Origin of the sequence: Gordonia sp. (in: high G+C Gram-positive bacteria) (assembly GCF_052106715.1) — a bacterium.
In the GTDB taxonomy this organism is placed as follows: domain Bacteria; phylum Actinomycetota; class Actinomycetes; order Mycobacteriales; family Mycobacteriaceae; genus Gordonia.
The window spans coordinates 1-23,735 of record NZ_JBQEDL010000027.1; the positions used below are offsets into that span (position 1 = coordinate 1).

Below are 23,735 nucleotides of genomic sequence, written 5' to 3' on the forward strand. Positions count from 1 at the left end.
GATGCCGTTGGCGACCGCGTCGCACGCGGTGATGCCGCCGAAGACGTTCACGAAGACGCTCTTGACCTGCTCGTCACCGAGGATGACGTCGAGGCCGGCAGCCATGACGTCGGCCGAAGCGCCGCCGCCGATGTCCAGGAAGTTGGCGGGCTTGACGCCGCCGTGGTTCTCGCCTGCGTATGCGACGACGTCCAGGGTCGACATGACCAGACCGGCACCGTTGCCGATGATTCCGACCTGTCCGTCGAGCTTGACGTAGTTGAGGTCGTTCTCCTTGGCCTTGAGCTCAAGGGGGTCGGTCGCGTCCTTGTCGGCGAACTCCGCATGGCCGGGCTGGCGGAAGTCTGCGTTCTCGTCGAGCGTGACCTTGCCGTCGAGGGCGAGGATCTCGTCGTTCGGGGTGCGGACCAGCGGGTTGACCTCCACGAGGCTGGCGTCTTCGTTGATGAAGACCTCCCACAGCTTCTGGATGGTCACGGCGGCGGCGTCGAGAACCTCGGCGGGCAGGTGCCCGGCCTCGGCGATCTCACGCGCGAACGCGACGTCGACGCCCTTGACGGCGTCCACTGCGATGCGGGCCAGCCGGTCGGGCTTGGTCGCAGCGACCTCTTCGATCTCCATACCGCCTTCCACCGAGCACATGGCCAGGTAGGTGCGGTTGGACCGATCGAGCAGGAACGAGATGTAGTACTCCTCGGCGATGTCGCTGGCCTCTGCAACGAGAAGTCGCTTGACGACATGGCCCTTGATATCGAGCCCGAGGATGTTTTCGGCGTGTGTCTGTGCGTCATCGGGGGTTGCGGCGTACTTGACGCCGCCCGCCTTGCCGCGTCCGCCGACCTTGACCTGTGCCTTGATCATGACGGGCTTGCCGATTTCCTCGGCGATAGCTCGTGCATCAGCAGCAGTATCGGTCACCCGACCCGGTGTGGTGGGTACCCCATGCTTGGCGAACAGTTCCTTCGCCTGGTATTCGAAGAGATCCATTCAGCTCACCATCTGAAGTAAGTTTCGTCCGCTTCGGTGTAACGCGGACCATAACGGACTGTAATCCTGTTGCTCGCGCCGCCTCACACTTGGTGCCGACCTTGTGCCCCATCTCACTCAGTTGTCGCGCAAGGTGGACTTAAGACGGACTCTTGGTTACCGTCAACTGGGTTGGTAACGGGATGGTCACAGGACCAAGTGCGATTTGAGGTGAGCAGACGGTGGCAGTAGGTAGCGCGATGCGCTCGGAGACCCTCACTCCTCCACCGGTCGATCAGCCCGCCACCCGCGACATCCCGCTTCCCTCTCGCAGTCTCCGCATCGGCCTCGGTTCCGATCCGCTGGACCCCGCTGTCTCGACGGCCGAGATCCCGGTGTCTGCCGACGACGTCCCTGCGACACAGGGGGCCATTGCTCCCTCCGATCCGCCACGAACCGCGTCCACTGGCCGACACCGTCTACCTGCCCCGTCGTCCGCACTGAAGGCGCGTACCGCGCTCGTCGCGATGGCTGCAGGTGCAGGCGCTTTCGCCCTCGTCGGTCCGAGCGTCGACCAGGCGACTCCCATTCAAGAACCGGCCCCCGAGCCGCAGGCCGCGTCTGATGTCGCGCTCGCTGCGTCCGGCACCGGCGAAGACCTCGGTCCGGGCGTGGCAGCATCGGCCTCCGAGTCGGACATGAGCGTTTTCGACGACCAACTCCCGCAGGGCACCAAGATCGCCAAGGCAAAGGCCGCGGCCCGCGAGGCGAAGCTCAAGCCCGAGGTGACGAGCCCGATCCCGATGGGCGTCTACGACTTGACCTCCGCGTTCGCTCCTCGCTGGGGCGCGTTCCACGGCGGTATCGACCTGGCCGCTCCGCTGGGCACCCCGATCCACGCCGCGACCGACGGCGTCGTCGTCGAAGCCGGGCCGGCTTCCGGTTACGGCAACTGGGTGCAGGTCAAGGCTCCCGACGGCACTATCACGATGTACGGCCACATGTCGTCGTCGGGCGTGCAGGTCCAGAAGGGTGACAAAGTCACCGCGGGCGACATCATCGCCCTCGTCGGCAGCGAAGGGTTCTCCACCGGCCCGCACTGCCACTTCGAGGTTTGGAAGAACGGGAAGCTGAAGATCGACCCCGCTGTCTGGCTCGCCTCGAAGGGCGTTCACCTCTCAGCCCTTCACGGCTGACTCCAGTTTCCACGCGCCGAGGTCTCGCCCGGCGGTTCGAACGACTATAACTTCTCGCCCGGCAGACCGCCTGCGGTCATCAGGGTGACGCGTCCGACGCTGCCGCCGAAATCGAAGGTGATGCGCTCGGTGATGCCGGTGCCCTCTTTCGCCACGGCCTTGCCCATCCCGAACTTGGGGTGATTCATGCGGTCGCCGATGTCGTAGTGAACGGCGGTGTTTCGCGGGCGGGCGCGACCGGAGTCGCCGAACGACGATCCCCCGAACGATGAGCCCCCGAACGATGAACCAGAGCTCGAGTACCCGAACGCACCGCCTCGTGACTCCCGCGGCGCACGACGCGGCTCGGTGCGCCGCCAGTCGATGAGGTGCTGCGGAATCTCCTGCAGGAAGCGCGATTCCGGATTAGACACCGGTTGCCCCCACGACGCGCGCGACATCGCGCGCGTCAGGTACAGGCGCTGCCGGGCGCGGGTGAGGCCGACGTAGGCCAGGCGTCGCTCCTCACTGAGTTCGTTCGGATCGCCGAGCGCGCGCATGTGCGGGAAGTGCCCGTCCTCCCACCCGGTGACGAACACGACGGGGAACTCGAGGCCCTTCGCGGTGTGCAGCGTCATCATCGTGACGACGCCGTCGCCTTCGTCGGGAACCTGGTCGGCGTCGGCGACGAGCGAGACCTTCTCCAGGAAGGCGGCCAGCGACCCCGGCTCGGGCTCCCCTTCCTCTGCGGGCGCGGGAGCCTCGAGATCCGGATCGGCGTCGTCCTCGGTGCGTTGAGCGGCCTCGACACTGAAGTCGCGGGCCACGGCGACGAGCTCGTTGATGTTGTCCAGGCGAGCGCCGTCCTGCGGGTCGTTGGACGATTCGAGTTCATCGCGGTATCCGGAGCGGTCGACGATCGCGTCCACGAGGTCGCCGATGTCCGCGCCCTCGGTCGTCGCGTCGGCGACGGCCTCGTCGGCCGCCCCGCCGACCGCCCCGAACGACATCAGGAAGTCGGTGCGGAGTCCTTCGATGAGCTCGACGAACCCGGTGATCTGCTTGACGGCTCGCGTGTTCAGCAGCGCGACGCGGTTCTCGGTGGCATCGAGGAGCCCTTGGTAGAAGCTGACTCCGAGATTCTCGGCGTGGACGGCGACGCAGGCTTCGGCTCGGTCGCCGATGCCGCGTCGCGGGGTGTTGAGGATGCGGCGCAGGCTCACCTGGTCGTCGGGGTTGGAGACGACGCGCAGGTAGGCGACGATGTCGCGGACCTCTTTACGCTCATAGAACTTGGTGCCGCCCACCACCTTGTACGGCATCCCGTGCCGGACGAAGACCTCTTCTAACGCACGGGAGCCGGTGTTGGTCCGATAGAACACTGCGATGTCGGAGTAGGTGTGGCTTGCCGAGCCGCCGATCGAATAGTCGACGAGCCGCTCGATCTCCTTGGCGATGAACGCCGCCTCGTCGCGGTCGGAGTCGGCGACGTATCCGGTGATGAGGTCGCCGTCGCCGGTGTCGGTCCACAGCCGCTTCTCGCGTCGCCCGGTATTGCGGGAGATGACGGAGTTCGCCGCCGACAGAATGGTCTGCGTCGACCGGTAGTTCTGTTCGAGCAGGATGGTCTCGGCGTTCGGGTAGTCGCGCTCGAACTCTTCGATGTTGCGGATCGTCGCACCGCGGAATGCGTAGATCGACTGGTCGGCGTCACCGACGACGCATAGCCCGGACGGCTCGACGCCCGCCTCGCTGGTCTCGTAACCCACCAGCTCGCGCACAAACATGTACTGGGCGTGGTTGGTGTCCTGGTACTCGTCGACGAGCACGTGGCGAAAGCGCCGCCGATAGTATTCGGCGATATCGGGGTGCCGTTGCAACAGCGACACCGTCTCACCGATCAGGTCGTCGAAGTCGAATGCGTTGGCCGCGGCGAGACGACGCTGGTACTCGGCGTAGATCTCGGTGATCGTCTGCGCCGCCGGATCGGGCTGCTCGGCGTCGGCGACCTTGGCGGCCGCCTCGTCCGGCTCCACGAGCTCGTTCTTGTAGTTCGAGATCACGGTGCCGACGCCACGCGGACTGAACTTCTTCGGATCGAGTCCGAGGTCGCGAACCACCATCCCGAGCAGTCGGCGGGAGTCGTCCGCGTCGTAGATCGAGAAGTTCGAGTTCCGGTTTCCGAGCAGCGCCGACTGCGCGCGCAGGATCCGCACGCACGTCGAGTGGAACGTCGACACCCACATGTACGCGGCGCGCGGTCCGACGAGGTCGATGACGCGTTCGCGCATCTCGGCAGCGGCCTTGTTGGTGAACGTGATCGCCAGGATCTGGCCCGGCGTCACATCTCGCTCGGCGAGCAGGAAGGCGATGCGGCGGGTCAGCACCGCGGTCTTCCCGGACCCTGCGCCCGCGACGATCAGCAGCGGCACACCGAGGTGAACGACGGCTGCCCGCTGCTGCGGGTTGAGCCCGTCGAGCAACTCCCGACCACGGTCGGTGAGGTCAGTGTCGGTGCTGGCGAGGGCAGGAGTATTCGTGGAGTTCATCGCCTAGTCAGGCTACCCGCGGGGTCCGACATGACCGTCGTCACGGGGCCAGCCCAGCCATGACCGGGACGCCTACCCGACCTTCGCCGGTGTGTAGCCGAAGTCCAGGGGTGACGGGGCGAACCTGGACGGCGTCGCCCTGCCCGTTCAGTTGCACGTAGACGATGTGCAGTCCCGACTGGACAGGGACCCGCAACGCCTCGCCGCCGTCGAGCCGCAGTTCGACCTCGCCGTCGCGGTCGGCGCAGTAACTGATCTGCAGCGTCCACTGGACGTCGATGAGCGGGCCATCGAGCGGCACCCGCACCGGCCCGTCGATGGCGGGTCGACGGCACGATCCCGCGCTCGGCTCGATGGTCCTCGACCGGGTCACGCTGCCGGGGGCCGCCTTGCCGTTCGGGTCGAGGACGACGAGGTCGTCAGTGTAGGAGCCGAACTCGGGCCGATCGCGCAGCCGACCGAAGATGCGGCTGATCTGGTTGTCCGGATACGCCACGGGGAGAAGCACTTCCAAGGGGACTGCTTGGTCGAACATGGTGCGGCCCGCATTGTCTTTCATCGACTGCCGTGCGTTCGCCAGGTAGTCGGACGTCGGGTCGTCGCGCCACGTCGTGGAGTAGGCGCTTGTCGCGATCATCGACGAGATCACCAGCAGCGCGGCGCCGACCGCGACTGCGATCGCCGGGCGACGATCCGGTTCGGCGGGCGCCGAGTGGGTTCCGGTACTCGCCGGCGCCGCAGCGATGAAGGCGAATGCGATCGTCAGCACGAGCGCCGTGTCGGGCAGGTAGCGCATCGTCTGCGCGAGTTCGAGGGCGGTGTTCTCACCCGAACGGTTCCACATGACGGGGATCTGCGCCGCGACCGCATAGATCGCTGCGCACACCCACACCGCGACGACGCCGCGCCGCGCGCGGACCGTCGCGACCACGAGCACCGCGATCACCACCCAGCCGAGCACGATCATCCACACCGGAGCGAATCCCATCGGCGGCGACGGCACCCACCGCTCCCAGTGCCACGGCCCGCCGACCATCGACGGGACGATCGCGTCGTTCACGCTGCGCCACACCAGGTGTGCGGCCTGCGAGAGCGAATGACTGCCCGTGGTGGCCGTCGTCGTCGCGAGGAACAGGACGGCCCAGGCGACGAATACGACGCCGAGCACCGCCCACAGCCCGCGAGCCCGCGTGAACGCGACCGTCAGTGGCGAACTCCGGAAGTCGGCACCCGACTCCTCCTCGTATCTGTTCGTCGGACGCCGCGCAGCCAACACCGCTGCGACGAACGCGACGGGCACGATCAGCAGTGACTTCTCGAAGAACGCGAGAGCCACCACGAACGCGATCACCGCGCCCACGAGGAGCCGAGTGCGGCGCGCACCCGACACGTCCTCCCGCACGAGCAGCACGACGGTGCCGACGATGTAGGCGAGCGCCGCCTGCATCGGCAGCGTGTTGAGGCCGGCGGCCCACCACACGTACGCGCTGATCGTCATCGGGACGAACAGATAGAAGGCGAACGCCGCGAGGGCGCCGACGCCCGCACGCGGAGCGATGATCCGAATCATCCGCCACACCGCGAGCGACGCGATCGCCTGCAGGACGACGAGGGTCGCCGCGGGCAGCCACCACTGGACGGGCGCGATCACCGTCGACACCCCGGCCACCAGGAACGCGCCGGGCATCAGGTGCCCGTCGTGGCTGGTTCCGAGATAGTTCCAACTGAGGATCGGATCGCTGGACGCCTGCGCGATGAGGACGAGGTCGTCCCAATAGAAGTCGCCGCGCGCGACGAGCCAGGCTCGGACGACGAGTTGCGCGACGAGGAGCGCGACGGCGATGGGAACGAGCTTGCGGGCCTGCAGCATCCCCGCATTGTCTCGCACCCGGCCGTCACCGACGACAGTCCCACGCCGGTCGCACGACATGCGGGCACGGCGACGTGGCAAAATCACTAGTTGTGACTGAGCCAACCGACCCGGCGAACCGGGAGACCCCGGATACGCGACCCAGCGGATCGACCCCCGCCGACACGGGGATCGAGGGCCTGAGCTCTGATGTCGCCGACCTCCCCGACGACATCGACACCCTGCGCCTGGAGATCGACCGGATGGACGCGGTCATTCTCGCTGCGATCCAGCGGCGCAGCGCAGTCTCGAAAAAGATCGGCGCGTATCGGATGGCGACCGGAGGCCCGCGCCTCGTGCACAGTCGCGAGGTGAAGGTCCTTGACCGTTTCTCGGCCCTCGGTTCGGAGGGTCATACGCTGGCGATGCTGCTGCTGCGGCTGGGCCGCGGACCGCTGGGACGGTAGCTCCCCTACCGCAGCCTCAACTTCCTCGTCGCAGACTCATCTATGCGATAGCACCATCAATGCGTCTTAGCAGCCTGCGCTGAGGCTGCTAAGACGCATTGATGGTGCGAGGCGGTATACGCGCCTGCGGCACGAGAACTTGGGCTGCGGCGTCGCCCGATCTAGCGTCCCCGCTGCGAGCGATACCACCGGACCAACGCCTCGGTCGACGAGTCGTGCGACGGCGCAGGCTCCACCTTGTCGGTGAGCACGCCGACGAGCGCATTGGCGCGTTCCTTGCCGAGTTGCACTCCCCACTGGTCGAACGGGTCGATGCCCCAGACGACGGCCTTCACGAACGTGACGTGCTCGTAGAGCGCGATGAGCTGGCCGAGGACCGACGGCGTCAGACGCGGCGCGAGGATGCTCGTCGACGGCCGGTTGCCCGGCATTACCTTGTGCGGAATACGGTCGGCGGGAACATCTTCGGCGGCGATGTCGTCTGCCGTCTTCCCGAACGCGAGTACCTCGGTCTGAGCGAAGAAGTTGGCCATCAGGATGTCGTGCATCGAGCCGCCGGACGCCCCGTCGAGGTCATCGGTGGGGCGTGCGAAGCCGATGAAGTCCGCAGGCACCAGCCACGTTCCCTGGTGCAGCAACTGATAGAAGGCGTGCTGCCCGTTGGTCCCGGGTTCGCCCCAGTAGACGGTGCCGGTCGTGGCGGTGACGGGGCGGCCGCCCGCCGTCACCGACTTCCCGTTCGACTCCATCGTCAACTGCTGCAGATACGCCGGGAACCGGTCGAGGTCTTGCGCGTACGGGAGCACCGCCTGCGACTGCGCCTGGAAGAAGTTGGAGTACCAGAGGCCGATCATGCCGAGTAGGACCGGGGCGTTGCGTTCCAGCGGCTGCGTGCGGAAGTGCTCGTCGACGGTGTGGAAGCCGGCGAGGAACTCGGCGAAGCGTTCCCGTCCGACGGCGATCATCAGGCTCAGCCCGATCGCCGAGTCGACGGAGTAGCGGCCGCCGACCCACCCCCAGAACCCGAACATGTTCGCGGTGTCGATGCCGAACTTCGCAACCTCGTCGGCGTTGGTGCTGACCGCGACGAAATGTTTGGCAACGACATCGGAGTCGTCGTCGGCTACCCCGAGCCCGGCGAGCAGCCAGCGTCGCGCGGCGACCGCGTTCGTGATGGTCTCCAATGTGGTGAAGGTCTTCGACGCGACGACGACGAGCGTCGTCGCCGGATCGAGGGTCTCCAGGGTGGACACGACATCGACCGGATCGATGTTGGAGACGAAATGGCAGCGCAGCCCGTCCTGGCGGTAGTGGCGGAGCGCGTCGTACGCCATCGCCGGACCGAGGTCGCTGCCGCCGATCCCGATGTTGACGACGTCGGTGATCGCTGCGCCGGTGTGCCCGACCCACTCGCCGCTGCGCACGCGGTCGGAGAACTCACCCATCGCGTCGAGCACCGAGTGCACGTCGGCCACCACGTCCTGGCCGTCGACCACCAGTTTCGCGTCCCGGGGCAGGCGCAGCGCGATGTGCAGCGCGGCACGGTCCTCGGAGGTGTTGACGTGCTCGCCCGCGAACATCGCGTCGCGTCGCTCCTCCAGGCCCGCTTCGCGTGCCAGACTCATCAGGAGTTCGAGGGTCTCTTCGGTGACGAGATGCTTGGAGTAGTCGATGTGCAGATCGCCTGCGTCGACGACGAGCGACGAGCCGCGCTCGGGATCCATCGCGAACAGTTCGCGGAGGTGAAGGGCGTACACGTGCGGGTAGTGGGCGGCGAGCGCATGCCACGACACCGTCGTCGTTATGTCGTATTCGCCGGTGACATCGGTGTGAGAGCCCAACATGACTCAACCCTATGTGGTCACGCCCGCCTGTGCCGTTCGGCGGTCAGACAATTGGGGTCAGACGAGGCGGGCGCTGACCGCGTCCGGGAGATAGCGCAGCGCCCAGGAGATCGGAGTCCACGGCCATCCGGGGACGGCGGCCCGCGCGGGTTCGGCCTCGACGGCTTTCACCATCGCGGCGACACCGGTCGCGGTATCGGTCATCATCGACGTCTTCACGCCGCGGTTGATGTCGGTCTCGATGTAGCCGGGCAGCAGCACGGTGACGGCGATGCCGGTCCCCTTCAGTTCGGCCTGCAGACCTTGACCGAGGGTGGCCAGCCCCGCCTTGGACGCCGAGTAGGCGGCCTGTGCTTTGGGGAGCCCACGGACGGCGCTCATCGAGCTGACGAGGACGAGATGACCGCTGTTCTGGGCGCGGAAGATCTCGAGCGCGGCCTCGATCTGGGTGAGGGCGCCGACGAGGTTGGTCTGGACGGTCTCGATGTTGGCGGCTGCCTTGCCGGTCCCGATCGGAGCACCTTTGCCGAGGCCCGCGTTGACGATGACGCGGTCGACGCCGCCGAGCTCGTCGGCCAGCTGCCCGAACGCTGCGGGCACGGCGTCGGCGTCGGTCACGTCGAGCTGCGCGAGCGCCACTGCGCGCGCGGTCGGGGTCAGTTCGGCGGCGAGAGACTCGAGCCGATCGAGGCGTCGGGCCGCGAGTCCGAGGCCGCGCCCCCGGGCGGCGAACTCACGTGCCATCCCCTCTCCAAGTCCCGAACTGGCACCGGTGATGATGATATTGTCGCGGGTCATAGCAGCGAATATACCGATGGCGGTTGCCATATCGTGATGCGGCGATATTGGTGGTACCGCTTCTTTCGAATGACATACGCCTGTACAACTGATTGAGACCGAACTATCCCCCGTCAGAGGACCCGACGCGATGCGACGACTCACTCGAGCCTTCACGACCCTCACGATCAGTGCCGCGATGGCCGCCGCCGCACTCACCGCCGGGGTCGCGGCACCCCCGGCGGACGCCTCGGGCGCGTGCAGCAACTCCGGGACGGGGATCCCCCTGCCGTTCGACTTCGGCTCGCTCGGTTTCCCACGCGGCGGCGCCGCACAGGGGCCGCAGAAGCCGCTGCCGCACTTCGACAACGGTCGCACCAAGGCCATCTCCTGGGTGACCGGTCCTCGCAGCCAGAACAAGACGTTCTCGCGGTTCGGCATCTCCGGCACGGACGTGGGCGTCGCCTGGGACAACGGTCGCGGTCAGACCCTGATGGCGTTCGGTGACACGTTCGGCAACTGTCTGCGACAGGACCGCGGTTGGCGTAACAACACTCTCCTGCGGTCGACCGACTCGAATCTGGAGAACGGTCTGACGCTGCAGCGCAGCGGGCACGCCGGTCCGATGTTCGGCGCCTTCGGCTTCAGCGGCATCGAGAAGACGAAGATCCCGACGGCCGGCATCTCGATCGGTGGCAAGCAGTACGTCAACTACATGTCGGTCCGCGCCTGGGGTCCGCCGAGCCGCTGGTTCACGAACTACTCGGCGACGGCGGTGTCGTCGAACAACGGACGCAGCTGGTACACGCCGCAGAGCACCATCCGCGCGAACGTCGGGCTCGACGTCCCGTTGCCCGCTGGGTGGCCGTCGGTGAACCATGTGAATCCGTTGTTCCAGCAGAGCGCATACCTCAACGGGGCGGGCGCGGACGCTGGCTGGGTCTACCAGTACGGCACCCCGAACGGTCGGTTCGGCGCCGCACACATCGCCCGCTTCCGTCCCGCCGACATCCTCGATCCGGGCAAGTACCAGTACTGGACCGGCTCCCGTTGGGCAGGCGGCGCGGCTCGGCCCGCCGCGATCGTTCGCGGCCCGGTCACCGAGCTCTCGGTCATGTGGAGCCCGTACTTGAACAAGTACGTCATGCTCGACAGCCCGAACGGTGTCCGCATGCGCACCGCGAACCACCCGCAGGGCCCGTGGAGCCCAGGTCGTCGGATCGCTCCGGCGAGCCTCGAGTTGTACGCACCGATGATGCTTCCGTCGTCGCCCGCCCTCCGCGGCACCGGCCCCGAGCTGTACTTCAACGCCTCGCGCTGGGACGACTACAACGTCGCGTTGATCCGCACCAAGGTGCGCTAGCCCCGCCCCCGCCGGTCGAGCGGAGTCGAGACCCCCATCGCTGGCCGAGACCCCCGTCGCTGGTCGAGACCCCCGTCGCTGGTCGAGCGGAGTCGAGGCCCCGCCGGTCGAGACCCCCTACTTCAACAGCCGGGACATGCGGCGGTCGGCGAGGACCTTTCCGCCGGTCTGACAGGTCGGACAGTATTGGAACGACCGATCGGCGTACGACACTTCGCGCACCGTGTCACCGCACACCGGACACGGCAGCCCGGTGCGGGCGTGGACACGCAGCCCGGTTCGCTTCTCGGACTTCATCTTCGCCACCTCGCGCGTCTCGAGGCGTTGGGTAGCGTCGGCGAGGACGGTCCGCACCGTCTCGTACAGGGTGTCGATCTGGTCGTCGTCAAGCGTCTTCGCGGACGCGAACGGTGACAGTCGCGCGGTGTGCAGGATCTCGTCGGAGTACGCGTTGCCCACGCCGCTGATCGTGCGTTGGTCCGTGAGAACGGTCTTGAGCCGAGACGTCGTCCCGCGCAGGATCGCCGCGAACTCGTCTCGGCTGACGGCCAGCACGTCGGGGCCGAGGGTCGCGATGCGTTCGACGTCGGACGTGTCCCGGACGATCCACGCGGCGAGACGTTTCTGGGTGCCTGCCTCGGTGACGTCGAAGCCTTCGCCGGGCAGCCCGCAGTGCACACGCACCGCGATCGGACTCTTGCCACCGGGGCGGGGCGGAGTCTGCGACAGCGCGTCGCTCCACCGGACCCAGCCTGCGCGCGAGAGGTGGACCACCAGGTCGATCTCGGGGTCGTCGCCGGTGTCCGGACCGGGAACCGTGCGGATCACCAAGTATTTGCCGATGCGGTCGACGGCGCTCACCGTCTGTCCGGGCAGCGCCGTGTACGGCGGATCGGCGGTCTTGAGGACCGACAGCGACGCGATGTCGACGCGGCGGATCGGCAGGCCCGCCATCCGCGAGTCCAGGTAAGCGGCGATCGCGGAGACCTCGGGAAGTTCCGGCATACCTCCAGTGTGTACTGCCGTCGGCGGCATGTCTGCCACCCGATGTGATTGGCTGTATGGGTGCCCGCCCGCCTATCCGACGCCGACCTCGCCGCTCACATCGCCGAGGGTGCGGGCGAGATCTTGAACGGAATCCGCCACGGCGACCTGCTCGACGGCCGCCTCGTCGGCGACGCAGGCGACATGTTGGCGCAGGCGTGGATCGCGACCGTGCTGCGCGTGCACCGACCGCAGGACGCGGTGTTGTCGGAGGAGGCCGAAGACGTCGGCGACCGTGCGAGGGCGAGCCGAGTCTGGATCATCGACCCGTTGGACGGCACGAGCGAGTACTCGATGGGCACCGACAATTGGGCGGTGCACGTCGCACTCACGATCGACGGCGTTCCGGAGGCGTCCGCGGTGTCGCTGCCCGCGCAGGGCGAGGTGTTTCGCAGCGACACGGTCGCCGAGGTCACCGGCCCGCTCACGCACCGTCTCGCGGTGTCGCGGTACGGGCACTCGTATCATTCGGCCGCCGTCGCCGACCGGCTGAACCTGAGCGCGGTGCGGATCGGGTCAGCGGGCGCGAAGGCGATGTCCGTCGTCCGCGGCGACGCCGATGCATACGTGCATTCGGGCGGCCAATACGAGTGGGACAACTGCGCGCCGGTCGGGGTCGCTCTCGCCGCAGGCCTGCACTGCAGTCGGATCGACGGCCGCGACATCGTCTACAACAACCCGCAGCCGTACATGCCCGACTTCGTCATCTGCCGCAGCGAGATCGCCGACGAGATCCTCGACGCGCTGGCCAGTCCGTGGTGAGTGGTCTCGACTCCGCTCGACCAGCGGAAAGGGTCTCGACTCCGCTCGACCAACGGAAAGGGCCTCGCCTCCGCTCGACCAGCGGGGAGGGCCTCGACTCCGCTCGACCAACGGAAAGGGTCTCGACTCCGCTCGACCAACGGAAAAGGCCTCGACTCCGCTCGACCAACGGAAGGGGGGCGAGGCCCCTACCCCCTACGCAACAGGTAGATGTCCATGATCCAGCCGAGCCGCTCTCGGGCTTCGGCGCGTTTGGCGACGATCTCGTCGGTGACGTCACCGACGCGGCCGCTGACGGTGACCTGGTGCTCGGTGCCGAGGTACGCACCCCAGTAGACGATGTCGTCGGGGTCGGCCGTCTCCCGGAAGGCGAGCGCCGAGTCGAGCATGACGATCTGGTTGAGGTCCGCTCCAGCGGGTGTCGCGGCGAGTCGTCGGCCGGTGGTGGTGAAGATCGGTTCGCCGACGGCGTGGGCGACGATCCCGTGCGCGGCGGTCAGCGCCGACGCACTGGTCACGCCGGGGACGACCTCGACGGTCAGGTCGCGTCGTCGTGCGAGGGCGTCGGTGATGCGCAGGGTCGAGTCGTAGAGTGCGGGGTCGCCCCAGACGAGGATCGCCGCGGACCCGCCATCCGGGAGATGTTCGGTGAGCGCCGCCTCGATGACGTCGACGCGGGCAGCGTGCCAGCGTCGTACTTCGGCCTCGTAGTCGGCGGGGTTCCGGTCGCGCGGCGGGTCGGGCACCGAGACGACGGTGTGGCCTTCTCGGGCGTGCGCATCGAGCATCTGCTGCCGTACGCCGGTCAGTTCGGCGGTCCGCTCCCCTTTGTCGAGGAGCAGGAACACGTCGGTCGCAGCGATCGCGTCGACGGCTTCGAGGGTGATCTGGCGGGGGCCTCCCGGACCGATCCCGATCACGCGGAGGACGACGTCGCTCACGGTCGGATCTTCGCGAGTCCGTGGATGCGCGCGGTCAGATCGAGGACCAACTGGCGCGGTGCCAGACGCCGTAACGCGAAGACGACCGGTGCGCGATTCCCCTTGGCGTAGAACGGCTTCGGATTCTGGGCGAGGGCAGCTTGGACAACGGTCTTGGCCATCGCGCCACCGGAGATGCCTTTGGCCTCGTTGTCCCGCGTCGCGGCGGCGACGGTCTCGTACTCGGCGCGATACGGGGAGTCGTCGCCGATATGGATGGTCCGGCGGTCGCCGATTCCGGTGGCGATGGTGCCTGGCTCGACCGTCACGACGCGGACGCCGTAGGGCGCAACCTCCCGGCGCAGCGCCATCGCGTACCCCTTGAGCGCGGCCTTAGTCGCGGCGTAATTGGTGCGGAAGGCGACGGGGAAGCTCGCGAGCATCGATCCGACCATGACGATGGTGCCGGTACCGCGTTCGCGCATTCCAGGGAGGACGGCCTTCGTCAGGGCTACGGGGCCGAAGACGTTCACCGCGAACAGGTGCTCGACGGCGTCCATCGGGGTGTCCTCGAATGCTCCCGCGGCGCTCTCGCCCGCGTTGTTGATGAGGATGTCGACGTCGCCGACCTCGGCGACACATGCCGCGGCCGAGTCGTAGTCGGCATTGTCCAGGCGCACGTACGTCACACCGTCGATCGGGTTCTTCACGGTGGCCGGATTCCGGCTGGTGCCGTACACGCGGTGGCCCGCAGCAACCATCTGGCGTGCGACGTCCGCGCCGATTCCACTACTTGCGCCGGTCACGAGGACGGTGAGCGGGCCCGAGGTCTGTGCAGTCATGGCGTCCACGGTAGTCGGCGGCCGCGGCGGACTGGAATCTGCGGAGTGGTGAGACGGTGTGGTGCTCCCGGCAGGATTCGAACCTGCGACACCCGCTTTAGGAGAGCGGTGCTCTATCCCCTGAGCTACGAGAGCGGGGACTGGCGGAAGTTGTGGCGGAAGATAGCGATCACCAGCCTGGCCAGTCGCGTCAGCGCCCTAGTTGGGGATCAGGTCGCCGACGAGTGAAGTCTACGGTAGGTGCACGGGACAGGCATTATTGCCTCGCGTCCCGTGGGCCGCGAAGGTAAGCGGTGTCGGCGGTCGGCTGGGTATTGCCTCCGTATTGGGTGGTAGTTCGCCTACGCTGCGGTTGGCGGGTCGGCTGTAGCGTGCTCTCGTTGCCAGAGCATGCGGGTGTAGGCATTGCGAGCCAGGGCGTGGCCGAGCATCACTAGGAATTGGCCGACGGCAGTGGGGCTGGTGGCCCGGCCACCATGCATAGTGCGTTCGATGATGTTGTTCGTCGACTCGGAGTCTTCGCGGCGTCCGTAGATGCGGTTGTAGAGCGCGTCGTCGGTCTCGTCTTTGGCTGCCTGGCGTAGGCGTTCTATGCGAAACGGCTGCTGGTCGACTGTCGGCTTGTTGACGCGGATGCGGTGCTGGTGTCCGCAAGACAGTTCGACGTCTTGATACCAATCGTGAGTTCCGTTGCTGCGCTTGATTGCTGACAGTTTGATGACGTGGCAGCGGGCGTAGGTGAATGTGCCGTTGTCGTCGAGTTCCTGCTCAGCGGCGTAGCCGTCGACGGTGAACAACGGGTGCGGCCGCCCACACATGCAGGTGATGACATTCTCTAGCGGAGTTGGTTTGGCAGTCGTGCTGTGCACCGGTGAGAGCACTAGGTAGCCAGCGTTGGCGAGTTGCTGCAGGTGTGTACCGCGTAATGCACCGTCGTAGCAGACGGTGTTCGCGCCGGGCTCGGCGGCAGCAAGGTCGAGGAGCGCATTGACGCCGATCCCCGCTTCGCCGCCGTAACCGGTTGTGGGTACGTACCGGATGTCTAGGATCAGTCGTGAGTTGATGGCATTGTTGGGCCGTACTCCCAGGAGCATGAACTTTAATCCGTGCGTCGGGGTGCCGTCGTCACCACCTTGGACGTGTTTCATGCCGTCGACTCGCTGCCCGGCGACGCGACGATTCTCGCGGGCTTTCGCGCCAAACATGCTGGAGATAACTTTGCCGTCTCCGTACACGGTGTTTCCCTGGAGAGGGTCTGTGTTCGAGCGGCGGCCAGGTGCGAGTGCGCCTTGTTCGCGGGCGGACTTCTGCCATTCGATTACCGCGCGTACGCGGACTTCTTCCGTAAGCCCGCTGTCAGGTCCACGGTCACCCTGAATCGCGTGGACGCGGCGCTTGGCGTCCTCGCAGTTGGCGCGCTTTGGCGGCCGCCCGGGCAGTTCAACGCCGTGCGAGTGCGCTGCTGTCCGGATAATCTCCCAATGCGTCGGATGGCCGAGGATGCGAGCGGCTTTGCGGTGAGACCCGACCGCGCCCGTAACAGCTATATAGAGGACGAACAGCAAATCGTCGTACAGGCGGCGCGGCCCGGGGCTGTCAGGGCTCTTGCCCGGAATCAGAGGTGCGAGTGCATAGACGGCCGGATCGTTGGCGATTGCATGGACGAAATCAATCTCCAACGGCGTACCGCGCTCGGACCGTGCGGGGGCGAGCGCCGGGATAGAAGAGGGCCGCCTAGCCATTCGTGCCGTCTTGCCATCGGTGGTTAACGAGCGTAGCTGCAGCGTCCAGAGAGCGGCATCCGGTCACCCGTGCCGCAGCCTCTATCTGGCCAGTGCGCTCGAACGCATAATGTCCCGCAAACGCTGTCAGCGAGGTCGGGGTGACGGCAGGATCGTTGGCCAACCCGGCAGTTGTGAGGACCGCGCCCACCGTCATACCAATAGTCGACTGCCGGTTCGCGGCAGTCCCGCCGATTGGGCCGCATAGTAGAGCTGCGTCGTGGCCATTCAGATGCGCGACCCGGGCGCGGAACCACGGGAGATCTTGCCGGCGGAGGGTGACGGTACGGTTCGCGTACTTCACAGACCCGTGAACATAGGCCGACCCGGCGTCGAGATCGATATCGGCGACGGTAACCCAGCCGACCTCAGCTGTCCGGGCCCCGGCGAGCAAGAGCGCAGGGGTCACGAAATGCCGTGTGCCAGACCCCCGGTCAGCGAAAAAGCGGACTTGATCAGCCTCTTCTTCAGTGAGCGGACGACCGAAACCGTGCCGGTTGCGATCGGGAAGCGCGATGTCAGCAGTCGGATCGGAGCAACCGATGCCGAGACTCCGCGCCGTCGCATACAGCGCCCGAATGACAGCGCGCCGATTGTGCATCGTAGCCAGCGCCGGTCGCGTTCGCTCTCCTGCTCGCCCCTTTCCGTGAGCGTGGATAAACGCCGGCACACGTCGACGTCGACATCCTGGATGGCTGCAATGTCGAGGGCCTCAGTGAACATGACGAACCGTGATGCCACAGAAGTGAACTTCGTTACCGTCTGCGCAGACAGGAGTCCACCACGCTCAGCCTGCAACCACGAGTCGATGACCGCATCGACAAACGTTGCGACCCCGTCATCCGCCATGATCGACCACCGCAGCGGCAGATACAGCTGTGCGGCGGTCACAGCCACCACACCCTCGATTGGTGCTCATACGCACCACTATGCGCCGTGCGTCCGACAAATGCACTAGCCCGCTGCACTGCGGACCACGCATCCTTCACCCGGAGAGGTAACCTAGCGTGGTGGTATCCACACACACACCACGCGCCCCAATCGAATACATCTCCGACGGAGAATGGCCTACCGCCACTCTCCGCGAGGATGCACCTGAGCAGGTGCGCGTCGCCCAGATGCTTGCCCGGAATCTCCGTCACGCCCTCACAATCCGGGACCTCGGACTGCGGGCACTGGCGGCGCGCGTTGGCGTCAATCACGCCACAATCAGCCGCGTCCTCGCAGGCCGCCGATTCTGCGATGCGAGCACCCTGGCCAAACTCGAAGTGGGGCTCGACTCCCCCCTCTGGCCACAGTATCGACCAGGTCGCGGCCACAGCCGCGGAGAAGACGCTTCTGCGCCCTAGTTGCCGCGCACTAGCGACAGGCCATACAGGTCGGGGGGCGCACGATTGCGCACACGAGCGTTGCAGTCCTACGATCAAAACAGCACTCCTGAACCTTGGAAATAGCGATGGCGTGTGTTGGTGGCCCCAGTTTGTGGCTGGGACCGATCTTTGGCGGCCCTCCGCCCGGCAAGGCGGGGGCCGTCGCCATGTCCGGACCCCATTTGAGGCGAGCCCGTCCACGACCAATGGCGCGTGTTTCTTCGTCAACTCTCGCGCATTCGCCCGAAATCACTCGTGTAGCAAATAGATAACTTGCCGTGGGGCCAGAAACTCGTGTGTGGAGAAAGTTAGTCTCTTGACACACAGTGTGTGAGGATTCGACGTATGGTTGACAAAACAGCACGTCGCAAGATGGTCGTGCCCCGTTGCCTATGCGTGCAGCCTGCCCAATTCGGCGACCTTGAGCCGGCACAGTTCGCACTCTCCGGCGACGCTGGAGGCCCCGAGGACATCGCGTTGATCGGGGCAGTGACGCAACACCGAATTGCAGTGGCGACGCGGCAATACCTGACACTGCAGCGCATCCCCCAGCAAGAATTCGCCCGGCAGGTTCACATGACTCCTGACCGCCTCACCCGAATCTTGCGTGGATACAAACCCATGACAGTCTTCGAGATCGCAGTGATATACAGCGTCATCAGCGACCGCGACACCCTCCCACCCCTCGACCCCGTCAGGTGGGTCGACGTCGCGACCGCTGCGGCACGCGGAAACGCCGCCGCGTTACGGACCACCGGACCTAACCTCGGCCTTTCATCGGTGAGTTTGACGCGCCGGGCCTGAAGTATGAAGAAAGGTGCTCTCACCTGCGATAATCGTTCTTGCGACAGTCCGATTACGTCAGAATGAAGGAGCACCCTTCTGGTGAGCAACTCTACCGTGTTCTACCCGCAGATCCAGGCCACCGGCGACGGAGAGAACCTCGTGTCTCACGCCGGAACCATCCTGTTGACCAGAACTGTCGAGGTCAGCGGCCTGGCAACAGCGTTGTCGACCGCGCTCGCGCCGTGGCGCAAGCCGTTCGCGACGCATGATCCGGGCAAGATCGTCGCCGATCTCGCCGTATCGTTGGTCGCCGGCGGCGACTGCCTCGCTGACGTCTCTACCGTGCGTGATCACCCCGACTCCTTCGGACACCGTCGCCTCCGATCCGACGGTGTCCCGCCTGATCTCGTCGCTCGCGCAGTCGCCGGTCCAGGCGCTGTCGGCGATCGCAACTGCTCGAGCCGCGACCCGGGCACGGGTGTGGTCGCTAGCCGGCACTGCATCTCCGAACCATGACATCTCGGCGAGGAAGCCGCTGGTCATCGATCTCGACGCGACCCTGGTCACCGCTCACTCCGACAAACAATCAGCAGCGGGAAACTATAAGGGCGGCTACGGATTCCATCCGATGACCGCGTTCATCGACCACGGCCCCGGCGGCACCGGTGAAGCCGGGACGATCGTGCTGCGACCAGGCAACGCCGGGTCGAACACCGCCGCCGATCACATCACCGCCACCCGCGCTGCGTTCGCACAGATCCCCAACCTTGCTGCCCGACCCGGCCGGAAGATCTTGATCCGCACCGACTCAGCGGGCGCCACGCACGAGTTCCTCAACTACCTACACACACAGCGAGTCTCCTACTCCGTCGGGTTCGGCCTGGACACCCGACTCGGTGCGATCACCGACCGCCTCCCGACACAGGCATGGACCCCGGCCTACAACAGCGACCGCGACCGGCGGCCCGGCGCTGACGTCGCGGAACTGACCGGCGTCATCGACCTGACATCGTGGCCGCCCGGGATGCGGGTGATCGTGCGCCGCGAGAAGCCTCACCCTGGTGCGCAACTGCGGATCACCGACCAGAACGGGTGGCGACTGACCGCGTTCGCGACCAACACCACGCTCGGGCAGTTGGCTGACCTGGAACTACGACATCGCCGTCGCGCACGGTGCGAGGACCGGATCCGGCAAAGCAAAGACTGCGGACTGACGAACCTGCCGCTGCACACATTCGCCCAAAACCAGATCTGGACCGCGATCGTGGCATTGGCGTTCGACCTGAACGCGTGGACGCAACTACTCGCTTTGACCAGCACGACAACGATCAGGGCATCGTGGTCGCTATCGATCGAGACGAGGCCGCGAAAGCCGGTGGGTCAAAGTCCGACCTGCTCGCTAAAGCACTCACCGACGGCAAGCTCATCATCGTTGTGACCATCCAAACATTTCCGTTCGCGATGAAGGCGATCCGGGAAAACAAGGGCCTCAAGGGCAAAAATTTTGCGGTGATTGCCGACGAAGCGCATTCGTCGCAGTCCGGTCAGATCGCCGGCAAACTCAAAGCCGTACTCACCGCCGAGGAAATCGAAGATATCGAGGACGGCGGCGAGGTGGACGTCGAGTCGCTCCTGGCCGCCGAGGCCACCGACCGGGCGAGCTCGTCGAACATCTCCTACTTCGCGTTCACCGCGACACCGAAGGGCAAGACGCTCGAGTTGTTCGGCCGCCGCCCAACCCCGGACGACGCGCCGGTGCCATTCCACATCTACACCATGAAGCAGGCCATCGAGGAGGGCTACATCCTCGACGTTTTGACTGGCTATCACAGCTTCAAGCTGGCGTTCCAGATAGGCCAGAACGCTGCCACCGAGAACGAAGAAGTCGACCAGGCCGAGGCGACAAAGGCGGTGATGAAGTGGGTCAAGCTCAACCCGCAGACCATCGCCCAGAAGTCCGCGATCATCGTCGAGCACTTCCGCGCCAACGTCGCGAACCTTCTGGAAGGGCACGGGAAAGCGATGGTGGTCGCCGACTCCCGCAAAGCGGCCGTCCGCTACAAGCTCGCGATCGACGACTACATCGCAAAGAAGGGCTACGGCTACGACACACTGGTCGCCTTCTCCGGCGCTGTCCACGACCCTGACTCGGGACCAGAGGACTTCACCGAGGCGACGATGAACCCGGGAGTCCGAGACCTGCGGACCTCGTTCACCGGCGATCAGTACAAGGTAATGATCGTCGCCAACAAGTTCCAGACCGGCTTCGACCAACCACTCCTGTGTGCGATGTATGTCGACCGCAAACTCTCTGGCGTGACCGCTGTGCAGACACTGTCGCGACTGAACCGCACCTACCGCACCCCGTCAGGTACATCCAAGACCGCGGCGATGACTCAGGTGGTGGACTTCGTCAACGACCCAGCGGCGATCCGTGAGGCGTTCGAGCCGTACTTCACCGACGCCTTCCTCGAAACCGAGACAGACCCCAACCTGGTGCACGATCTGGCCGCCAAACTCGACACCGCCGCGATCTACACCCCAACCGAGGTCGACAAATGCACCGAGGCGTTCGTAAAGAACAAGGGCAACAACGCCCTCGCCGCCGCCGTCGGCCCTGGACAGAAACGATTCGCCGACCGCTACTCAGCTGCCCTCATCCACAACGGAGGCGAGGGCGACAAAGCTGAACTCGCCGCGCTGGACATGTTCCGACGCGACGTCGGCTCGTTCGTCCGCCTGTACGACTTCATGTCCCAGATCATCGACTACGGCGACCCCGACCTGGAGAAGAAGCAGATCTACCTCCGCCACCTCGAGCGAATCATCCAACCCGAGAACTACACCGCACCCATCGATCTTTCTGATGTCACGCTCAAGCAGGTCAAGCAGGTCGACCAAGGAAAGACCGACATCAGGCTCGGTGCCAAAATCGGCTTGTCGGGGCTGACCGCGGCAGGGTCCGGGGAAAAGCGAGACCCGACGATGGTCGCCTTCCAACAGGTACTCGACCGCCTCAACGACCTATTCGGCTCCGAGGACTTCACTCAGACGCAAAAAGCCTCGTTCATCGAATCGCTGCTGCACACGCTCCTCGCCGATCACGAACTCGTGCAGCAAGCCAAGGTCAACAGCGCCAAGCAGTTCACCGAGTCGCCAGACTTCGACTTCGCCGTCACCGGCGCAGTCGCCGACAACCAGGGCGCACACGCCAAGATGAGCGACTACTTCTTCAGCAACACCCCCGGCCGGGCGCACCTCATGTCAGACATCGCGAAGTGGTTCTACCAGGTGGTCGCGGGCCAAGACGGATCGTCGTTATAGAGGCGCCGTTCCTGACCGAACTTCTCGCTAACCTCGCACGACCCTCAGCGGGCGTGCCACGCCGTCAACGGGTCGGCCGACTGTCGAACCTCGCTCTGCTCGTGTCACCCGAAGCTCGACCCCAAACGTGAGCGCTCTAACTTCTTCGGCTGGAACAAGGAGATCTTCCGCGATCTCCTTCGCGCCCACGGCTTTGAGTACCTGCGGAAAGACCCGCGACATCTCGTGTGAGGGCATGCCGCCAGGTTCTCCCGACCGGTACCCGCGGCCGGACAGGTCGATGCACATCTGGCGGTAGTGCCAGTCGCTCATCCGCTTTGCGTGGTGCAATGCACGAACGAGCGCCATCGCCGATACTTTCAAACGTGCGCGCGCTTCAAGGACTTCAGACGTCGTCGGGTTTCTTCGCACCTGGACCGGTAAAGCTTCTCTTGGCATCAGGAACTCACTGGCGAACTGATCGGCTTCGCGCTCTTGCGCTGTGTCGTCGCGATCCTTAGCGCGATGCATCACCAAATGCCCGAGTTCGTGCGCTACATCGAACCGCATCCGCTCAGGCGAACGACGTCGTGACAAGAAGATGTATGGCACGTCCCCATGCCAACACGAAAAAGCGTCGACTTGCTCCGCGATCGGCGGGAGTGTGAACACACGGACACCATGCGCCTCGACGAGTTGCACAGCATTCGGCAATGGCTTGACCCCGAGCGCCCAGTTCGCGCGCAGGATTCGCGCCGCCAATGCCGGATCATCTTCAAATCGCCTGGGCACAGCAACAGGGGGCAGATTGAAGCGCTCACTAATCCACAGACCGACCTCGATTCCGATCGCTCCCGCAGCAACGGCCGCGGCGCGCTGCCGCGCTCCCGCCCGCCGAGCTGCTCGGAAGTTCACGCCGTTGGCCTCAATTTGAGCTGTGGGCGGCGTCGAGAAGAACTTGATAGGGAACTCCAGCGCACTCGACAATGCGCTGGCAGCCGAAAGTGGTGCTCCGTCGGACTCGTAGCGGGTGATACTCCGTGGCGTGACCCCAAGTTCCCTCGCAAGGTCTGCCTTCGTCATTCCTCGGCGGGTCCTAGCTAGGGTGATGCGTTCAGGGTCAAGAAATTGCTCAGGAAGCAAGGGTGACATTGAATCCGACATCGCCGCCGCCTACGTCCTGCGGAGAGATGTCCGCGTCGTCCGGGGTGAAGCGCGGCAGGATGACGCGTACCGTCCAGCCGTCAATCTGCCCGTCCGTCGACCCCGCTGGATGCGATACTTCGACCTGCACACCGGCCTCACCACGGTGGTAAACCAGAAACCAGGCTCCTGGGGGCGGCGGATCGCTTAGCGCTAGCGCAGCCGGGGCCTTGACTAGTTCAGCACGAACGTACAGCACAGGCTGGTCCCCGAGAGCCTCGTCAGTCGCTGGCCCCTTTCGTCTCTGAGCCTTCGGCCCGATCTCAGAATTGGCATCGCCGGTGGCACATGTGCCACCAAGCACTCCGAGATGAATCGTCTGGTCAGGATTGGCGCAAATCGGCCGATTTCGTGGGTCTTGAGGGGTCCAGCCGTCACGCATCAGCGCATGCCGGAGGGCTCCAACAGTCTCGACCCACCGGGAGAGTCCCGCTCCTGTCCGGGGATACTCTGGTCCACTCGTCTCCGCTGCGCGCGCCTCACCCCGCTCCACCGCAACTAGGACGTCCTCAAGTGAAACCCCCAGCCTCCGCAGGTAGGCTGCGGAATCGTCGGGGCCGATCAATAGAGTCCGGGGGGCGGGGGTACGCAACGGCTGCGACATGTCTCGTCCTTGGGTTGAAGTCTCCTCACATTCTTGCACAAAACCAGACAATAACAAGGCGAGGTAGTACTTGCCGTGGCACAGCGCCGTCCTTTTACTACGTGACACAGGCACTCGATGCAGCGCCGTT

General features: G+C 65.6%; 18 protein-coding genes, 1 tRNA gene and 1 pseudogene. 7 read left to right on the plus strand and 13 right to left on the minus strand.

The annotated features are described in order from the left end of the window. Positions 1-987, minus strand: a 987-nt coding sequence (gene sucC / locus ACTIMF_RS13730) for an ADP-forming succinate--CoA ligase subunit beta (RefSeq protein ID WP_442350857.1), incomplete at its 3' end; no start/stop codon positions are given. Between the two features lie 221 nt (positions 988-1,208). Between sucC and ACTIMF_RS13735 the strand changes: the two genes are divergently transcribed. Continuing rightward, positions 1,209-2,162: a M23 family metallopeptidase gene (locus tag ACTIMF_RS13735; protein WP_442350858.1), complete on the plus strand. Its 954-nt coding sequence runs from the start codon at positions 1,209-1,211 to the stop codon at positions 2,160-2,162. 44 nt (positions 2,163-2,206) lie between these two features. Here ACTIMF_RS13735 and ACTIMF_RS13740 read toward each other — a convergent pair whose 3' ends face one another. Continuing rightward, positions 2,207-4,690, minus strand: a complete 2,484-nt coding sequence (locus ACTIMF_RS13740) for a UvrD-helicase domain-containing protein (RefSeq protein WP_442350859.1) — start codon at positions 4,688-4,690, stop codon at positions 2,207-2,209. Between the two features lie 40 nt (positions 4,691-4,730). Continuing rightward, positions 4,731-6,560, minus strand: a complete 1,830-nt coding sequence (locus tag ACTIMF_RS13745; RefSeq protein WP_442350895.1) for a hypothetical protein — start codon at positions 6,558-6,560, stop codon at positions 4,731-4,733. Between the two features lie 170 nt (positions 6,561-6,730). On the opposite strand from ACTIMF_RS13745, the gene ACTIMF_RS13750 reads away from it, so the two are divergent. Next, positions 6,731-7,006: a chorismate mutase gene (locus tag ACTIMF_RS13750; protein WP_442350896.1), complete on the plus strand. Its 276-nt coding sequence runs from the start codon at positions 6,731-6,733 to the stop codon at positions 7,004-7,006. A 161-nt stretch (positions 7,007-7,167) separates the two neighbouring features. Here the strand turns inward: ACTIMF_RS13750 and pgi are convergent, their stop codons facing one another. Both pgi and ACTIMF_RS13760 read right to left on the minus strand, forming a co-directional pair. Then, entirely contained in the window at positions 7,168-8,850 is a 1,683-nt protein-coding gene (pgi, locus tag ACTIMF_RS13755; RefSeq protein WP_442350860.1) for a glucose-6-phosphate isomerase, read from the minus strand. Between the two features lie 57 nt (positions 8,851-8,907). Continuing rightward, complete coding sequence (locus tag ACTIMF_RS13760; protein ID WP_442350861.1) at positions 8,908-9,648, minus strand: SDR family oxidoreductase; 741 nt, start codon at positions 9,646-9,648, stop codon at positions 8,908-8,910. 130 nt (positions 9,649-9,778) lie between these two features. Here ACTIMF_RS13760 and ACTIMF_RS13765 point away from each other — a divergent pair, with 130 nt between their 5' ends. Continuing rightward, a complete protein-coding gene (locus ACTIMF_RS13765; protein WP_442350862.1) occupies positions 9,779-10,990 on the plus strand; it encodes a DUF4185 domain-containing protein in 1,212 nt (403 codons plus the stop codon). Between the two features lie 117 nt (positions 10,991-11,107). Here ACTIMF_RS13765 and ACTIMF_RS13770 read toward each other — a convergent pair whose 3' ends face one another. Beyond that, positions 11,108-11,995: an Fpg/Nei family DNA glycosylase gene (locus ACTIMF_RS13770; protein WP_442350863.1), complete on the minus strand. Its 888-nt coding sequence runs from the start codon at positions 11,993-11,995 to the stop codon at positions 11,108-11,110. 60 nt (positions 11,996-12,055) lie between these two features. On the opposite strand from ACTIMF_RS13770, the gene ACTIMF_RS13775 reads away from it, so the two are divergent. Further along, positions 12,056-12,796 (plus strand): 3'(2'),5'-bisphosphate nucleotidase CysQ, encoded by a 741-nt coding sequence (locus ACTIMF_RS13775; protein WP_442350864.1) that lies wholly within the window; start codon positions 12,056-12,058, stop codon positions 12,794-12,796. 188 nt (positions 12,797-12,984) lie between these two features. On the opposite strand, the gene cobF is transcribed toward ACTIMF_RS13775, so the two are convergent. The 5 genes from cobF to ACTIMF_RS13800 form a co-directional block, all read right to left on the minus strand. Next, positions 12,985-13,737: a precorrin-6A synthase (deacetylating) gene (cobF, locus tag ACTIMF_RS13780; RefSeq protein WP_442350865.1), complete on the minus strand. Its 753-nt coding sequence runs from the start codon at positions 13,735-13,737 to the stop codon at positions 12,985-12,987. Then, complete coding sequence (locus ACTIMF_RS13785) at positions 13,734-14,558, minus strand: SDR family oxidoreductase (protein ID WP_442350866.1); 825 nt, start codon at positions 14,556-14,558, stop codon at positions 13,734-13,736. Before ACTIMF_RS13785 ends, cobF begins: the two co-directional genes overlap by 4 nt. 59 nt (positions 14,559-14,617) lie before the next feature. Beyond that, positions 14,618-14,693, minus strand: a tRNA-Arg gene (locus ACTIMF_RS13790). A gap of 206 nt (positions 14,694-14,899) precedes the next feature. Next, positions 14,900-16,300 (minus strand): hypothetical protein, encoded by a 1,401-nt coding sequence (locus tag ACTIMF_RS13795; RefSeq protein ID WP_442350867.1) that lies wholly within the window; start codon positions 16,298-16,300, stop codon positions 14,900-14,902. 444 nt (positions 16,301-16,744) lie between these two features. After that, positions 16,745-17,230: a hypothetical protein gene (locus ACTIMF_RS13800; RefSeq protein ID WP_442350868.1), complete on the minus strand. Its 486-nt coding sequence runs from the start codon at positions 17,228-17,230 to the stop codon at positions 16,745-16,747. A gap of 227 nt (positions 17,231-17,457) precedes the next feature. Here ACTIMF_RS13800 and ACTIMF_RS13805 point away from each other — a divergent pair, with 227 nt between their 5' ends. The 3 genes and pseudogenes from ACTIMF_RS13805 to ACTIMF_RS13815 all read left to right on the plus strand — a co-directional run bounded on the left by ACTIMF_RS13805 (position 17,458) and on the right by ACTIMF_RS13815 (position 21,819). Beyond that, complete coding sequence (locus tag ACTIMF_RS13805) at positions 17,458-17,688, plus strand: helix-turn-helix domain-containing protein (protein WP_442350897.1); 231 nt, start codon at positions 17,458-17,460, stop codon at positions 17,686-17,688. 906 nt (positions 17,689-18,594) lie between these two features. Beyond that, positions 18,595-19,810 (plus strand): annotated as a pseudogene (locus ACTIMF_RS13810) (IS1380 family transposase); the annotation flags it as partial. 23 nt (positions 19,811-19,833) lie between these two features. Further along, complete coding sequence (locus ACTIMF_RS13815; RefSeq protein ID WP_442350898.1) at positions 19,834-21,819, plus strand: type I restriction enzyme subunit R domain-containing protein; 1,986 nt, start codon at positions 19,834-19,836, stop codon at positions 21,817-21,819. Positions 21,820-21,846: 27 nt separating this feature from the next. On the opposite strand, the gene ACTIMF_RS13820 is transcribed toward ACTIMF_RS13815, so the two are convergent. After that, complete coding sequence (locus ACTIMF_RS13820; protein WP_442350869.1) at positions 21,847-22,962, minus strand: ImmA/IrrE family metallo-endopeptidase; 1,116 nt, start codon at positions 22,960-22,962, stop codon at positions 21,847-21,849. Continuing rightward, entirely contained in the window at positions 22,931-23,092 is a 162-nt protein-coding gene (locus ACTIMF_RS13825) for a hypothetical protein (protein WP_442350870.1), read from the minus strand. Before ACTIMF_RS13825 ends, ACTIMF_RS13820 begins: the two co-directional genes overlap by 32 nt. Positions 23,093-23,735: the final 643 nt, after the last annotated feature.

What these genes read in the sequence shown, in the direction of transcription:
- ACTIMF_RS13770 (WP_442350863.1), bottom strand. Translation starts at nt 11,995, where the DNA reads ATGCCGGAACTTCCCGAGGTCTCCGCGATCGCCGCTTACCTGGACTCG.
- ACTIMF_RS13760 (WP_442350861.1), bottom strand. Translation starts at nt 9,648, where the DNA reads ATGACCCGCGACAATATCATCATCACCGGTGCCAGTTCGGGACTTGGA.
- ACTIMF_RS13820 (WP_442350869.1), bottom strand. Translation starts at nt 22,962, where the DNA reads ATGTCGGATTCAATGTCACCCTTGCTTCCTGAGCAATTTCTTGACCCT.
- pgi (WP_442350860.1), bottom strand. Translation starts at nt 8,850, where the DNA reads ATGTTGGGCTCTCACACCGATGTCACCGGCGAATACGACATAACGACG.
- ACTIMF_RS13785 (WP_442350866.1), bottom strand. Translation starts at nt 14,558, where the DNA reads ATGACTGCACAGACCTCGGGCCCGCTCACCGTCCTCGTGACCGGCGCA.
- ACTIMF_RS13745 (WP_442350895.1), bottom strand. Translation starts at nt 6,560, where the DNA reads ATGCTGCAGGCCCGCAAGCTCGTTCCCATCGCCGTCGCGCTCCTCGTC.
- ACTIMF_RS13765 (WP_442350862.1), top strand. Translation starts at nt 9,779, where the DNA reads ATGCGACGACTCACTCGAGCCTTCACGACCCTCACGATCAGTGCCGCG.
- ACTIMF_RS13740 (WP_442350859.1), bottom strand. Translation starts at nt 4,690, where the DNA reads ATGAACTCCACGAATACTCCTGCCCTCGCCAGCACCGACACTGACCTC.
- ACTIMF_RS13795 (WP_442350867.1), bottom strand. Translation starts at nt 16,300, where the DNA reads ATGGCTAGGCGGCCCTCTTCTATCCCGGCGCTCGCCCCCGCACGGTCC.
- ACTIMF_RS13805 (WP_442350897.1), top strand. Translation starts at nt 17,458, where the DNA reads ATGCTTGCCCGGAATCTCCGTCACGCCCTCACAATCCGGGACCTCGGA.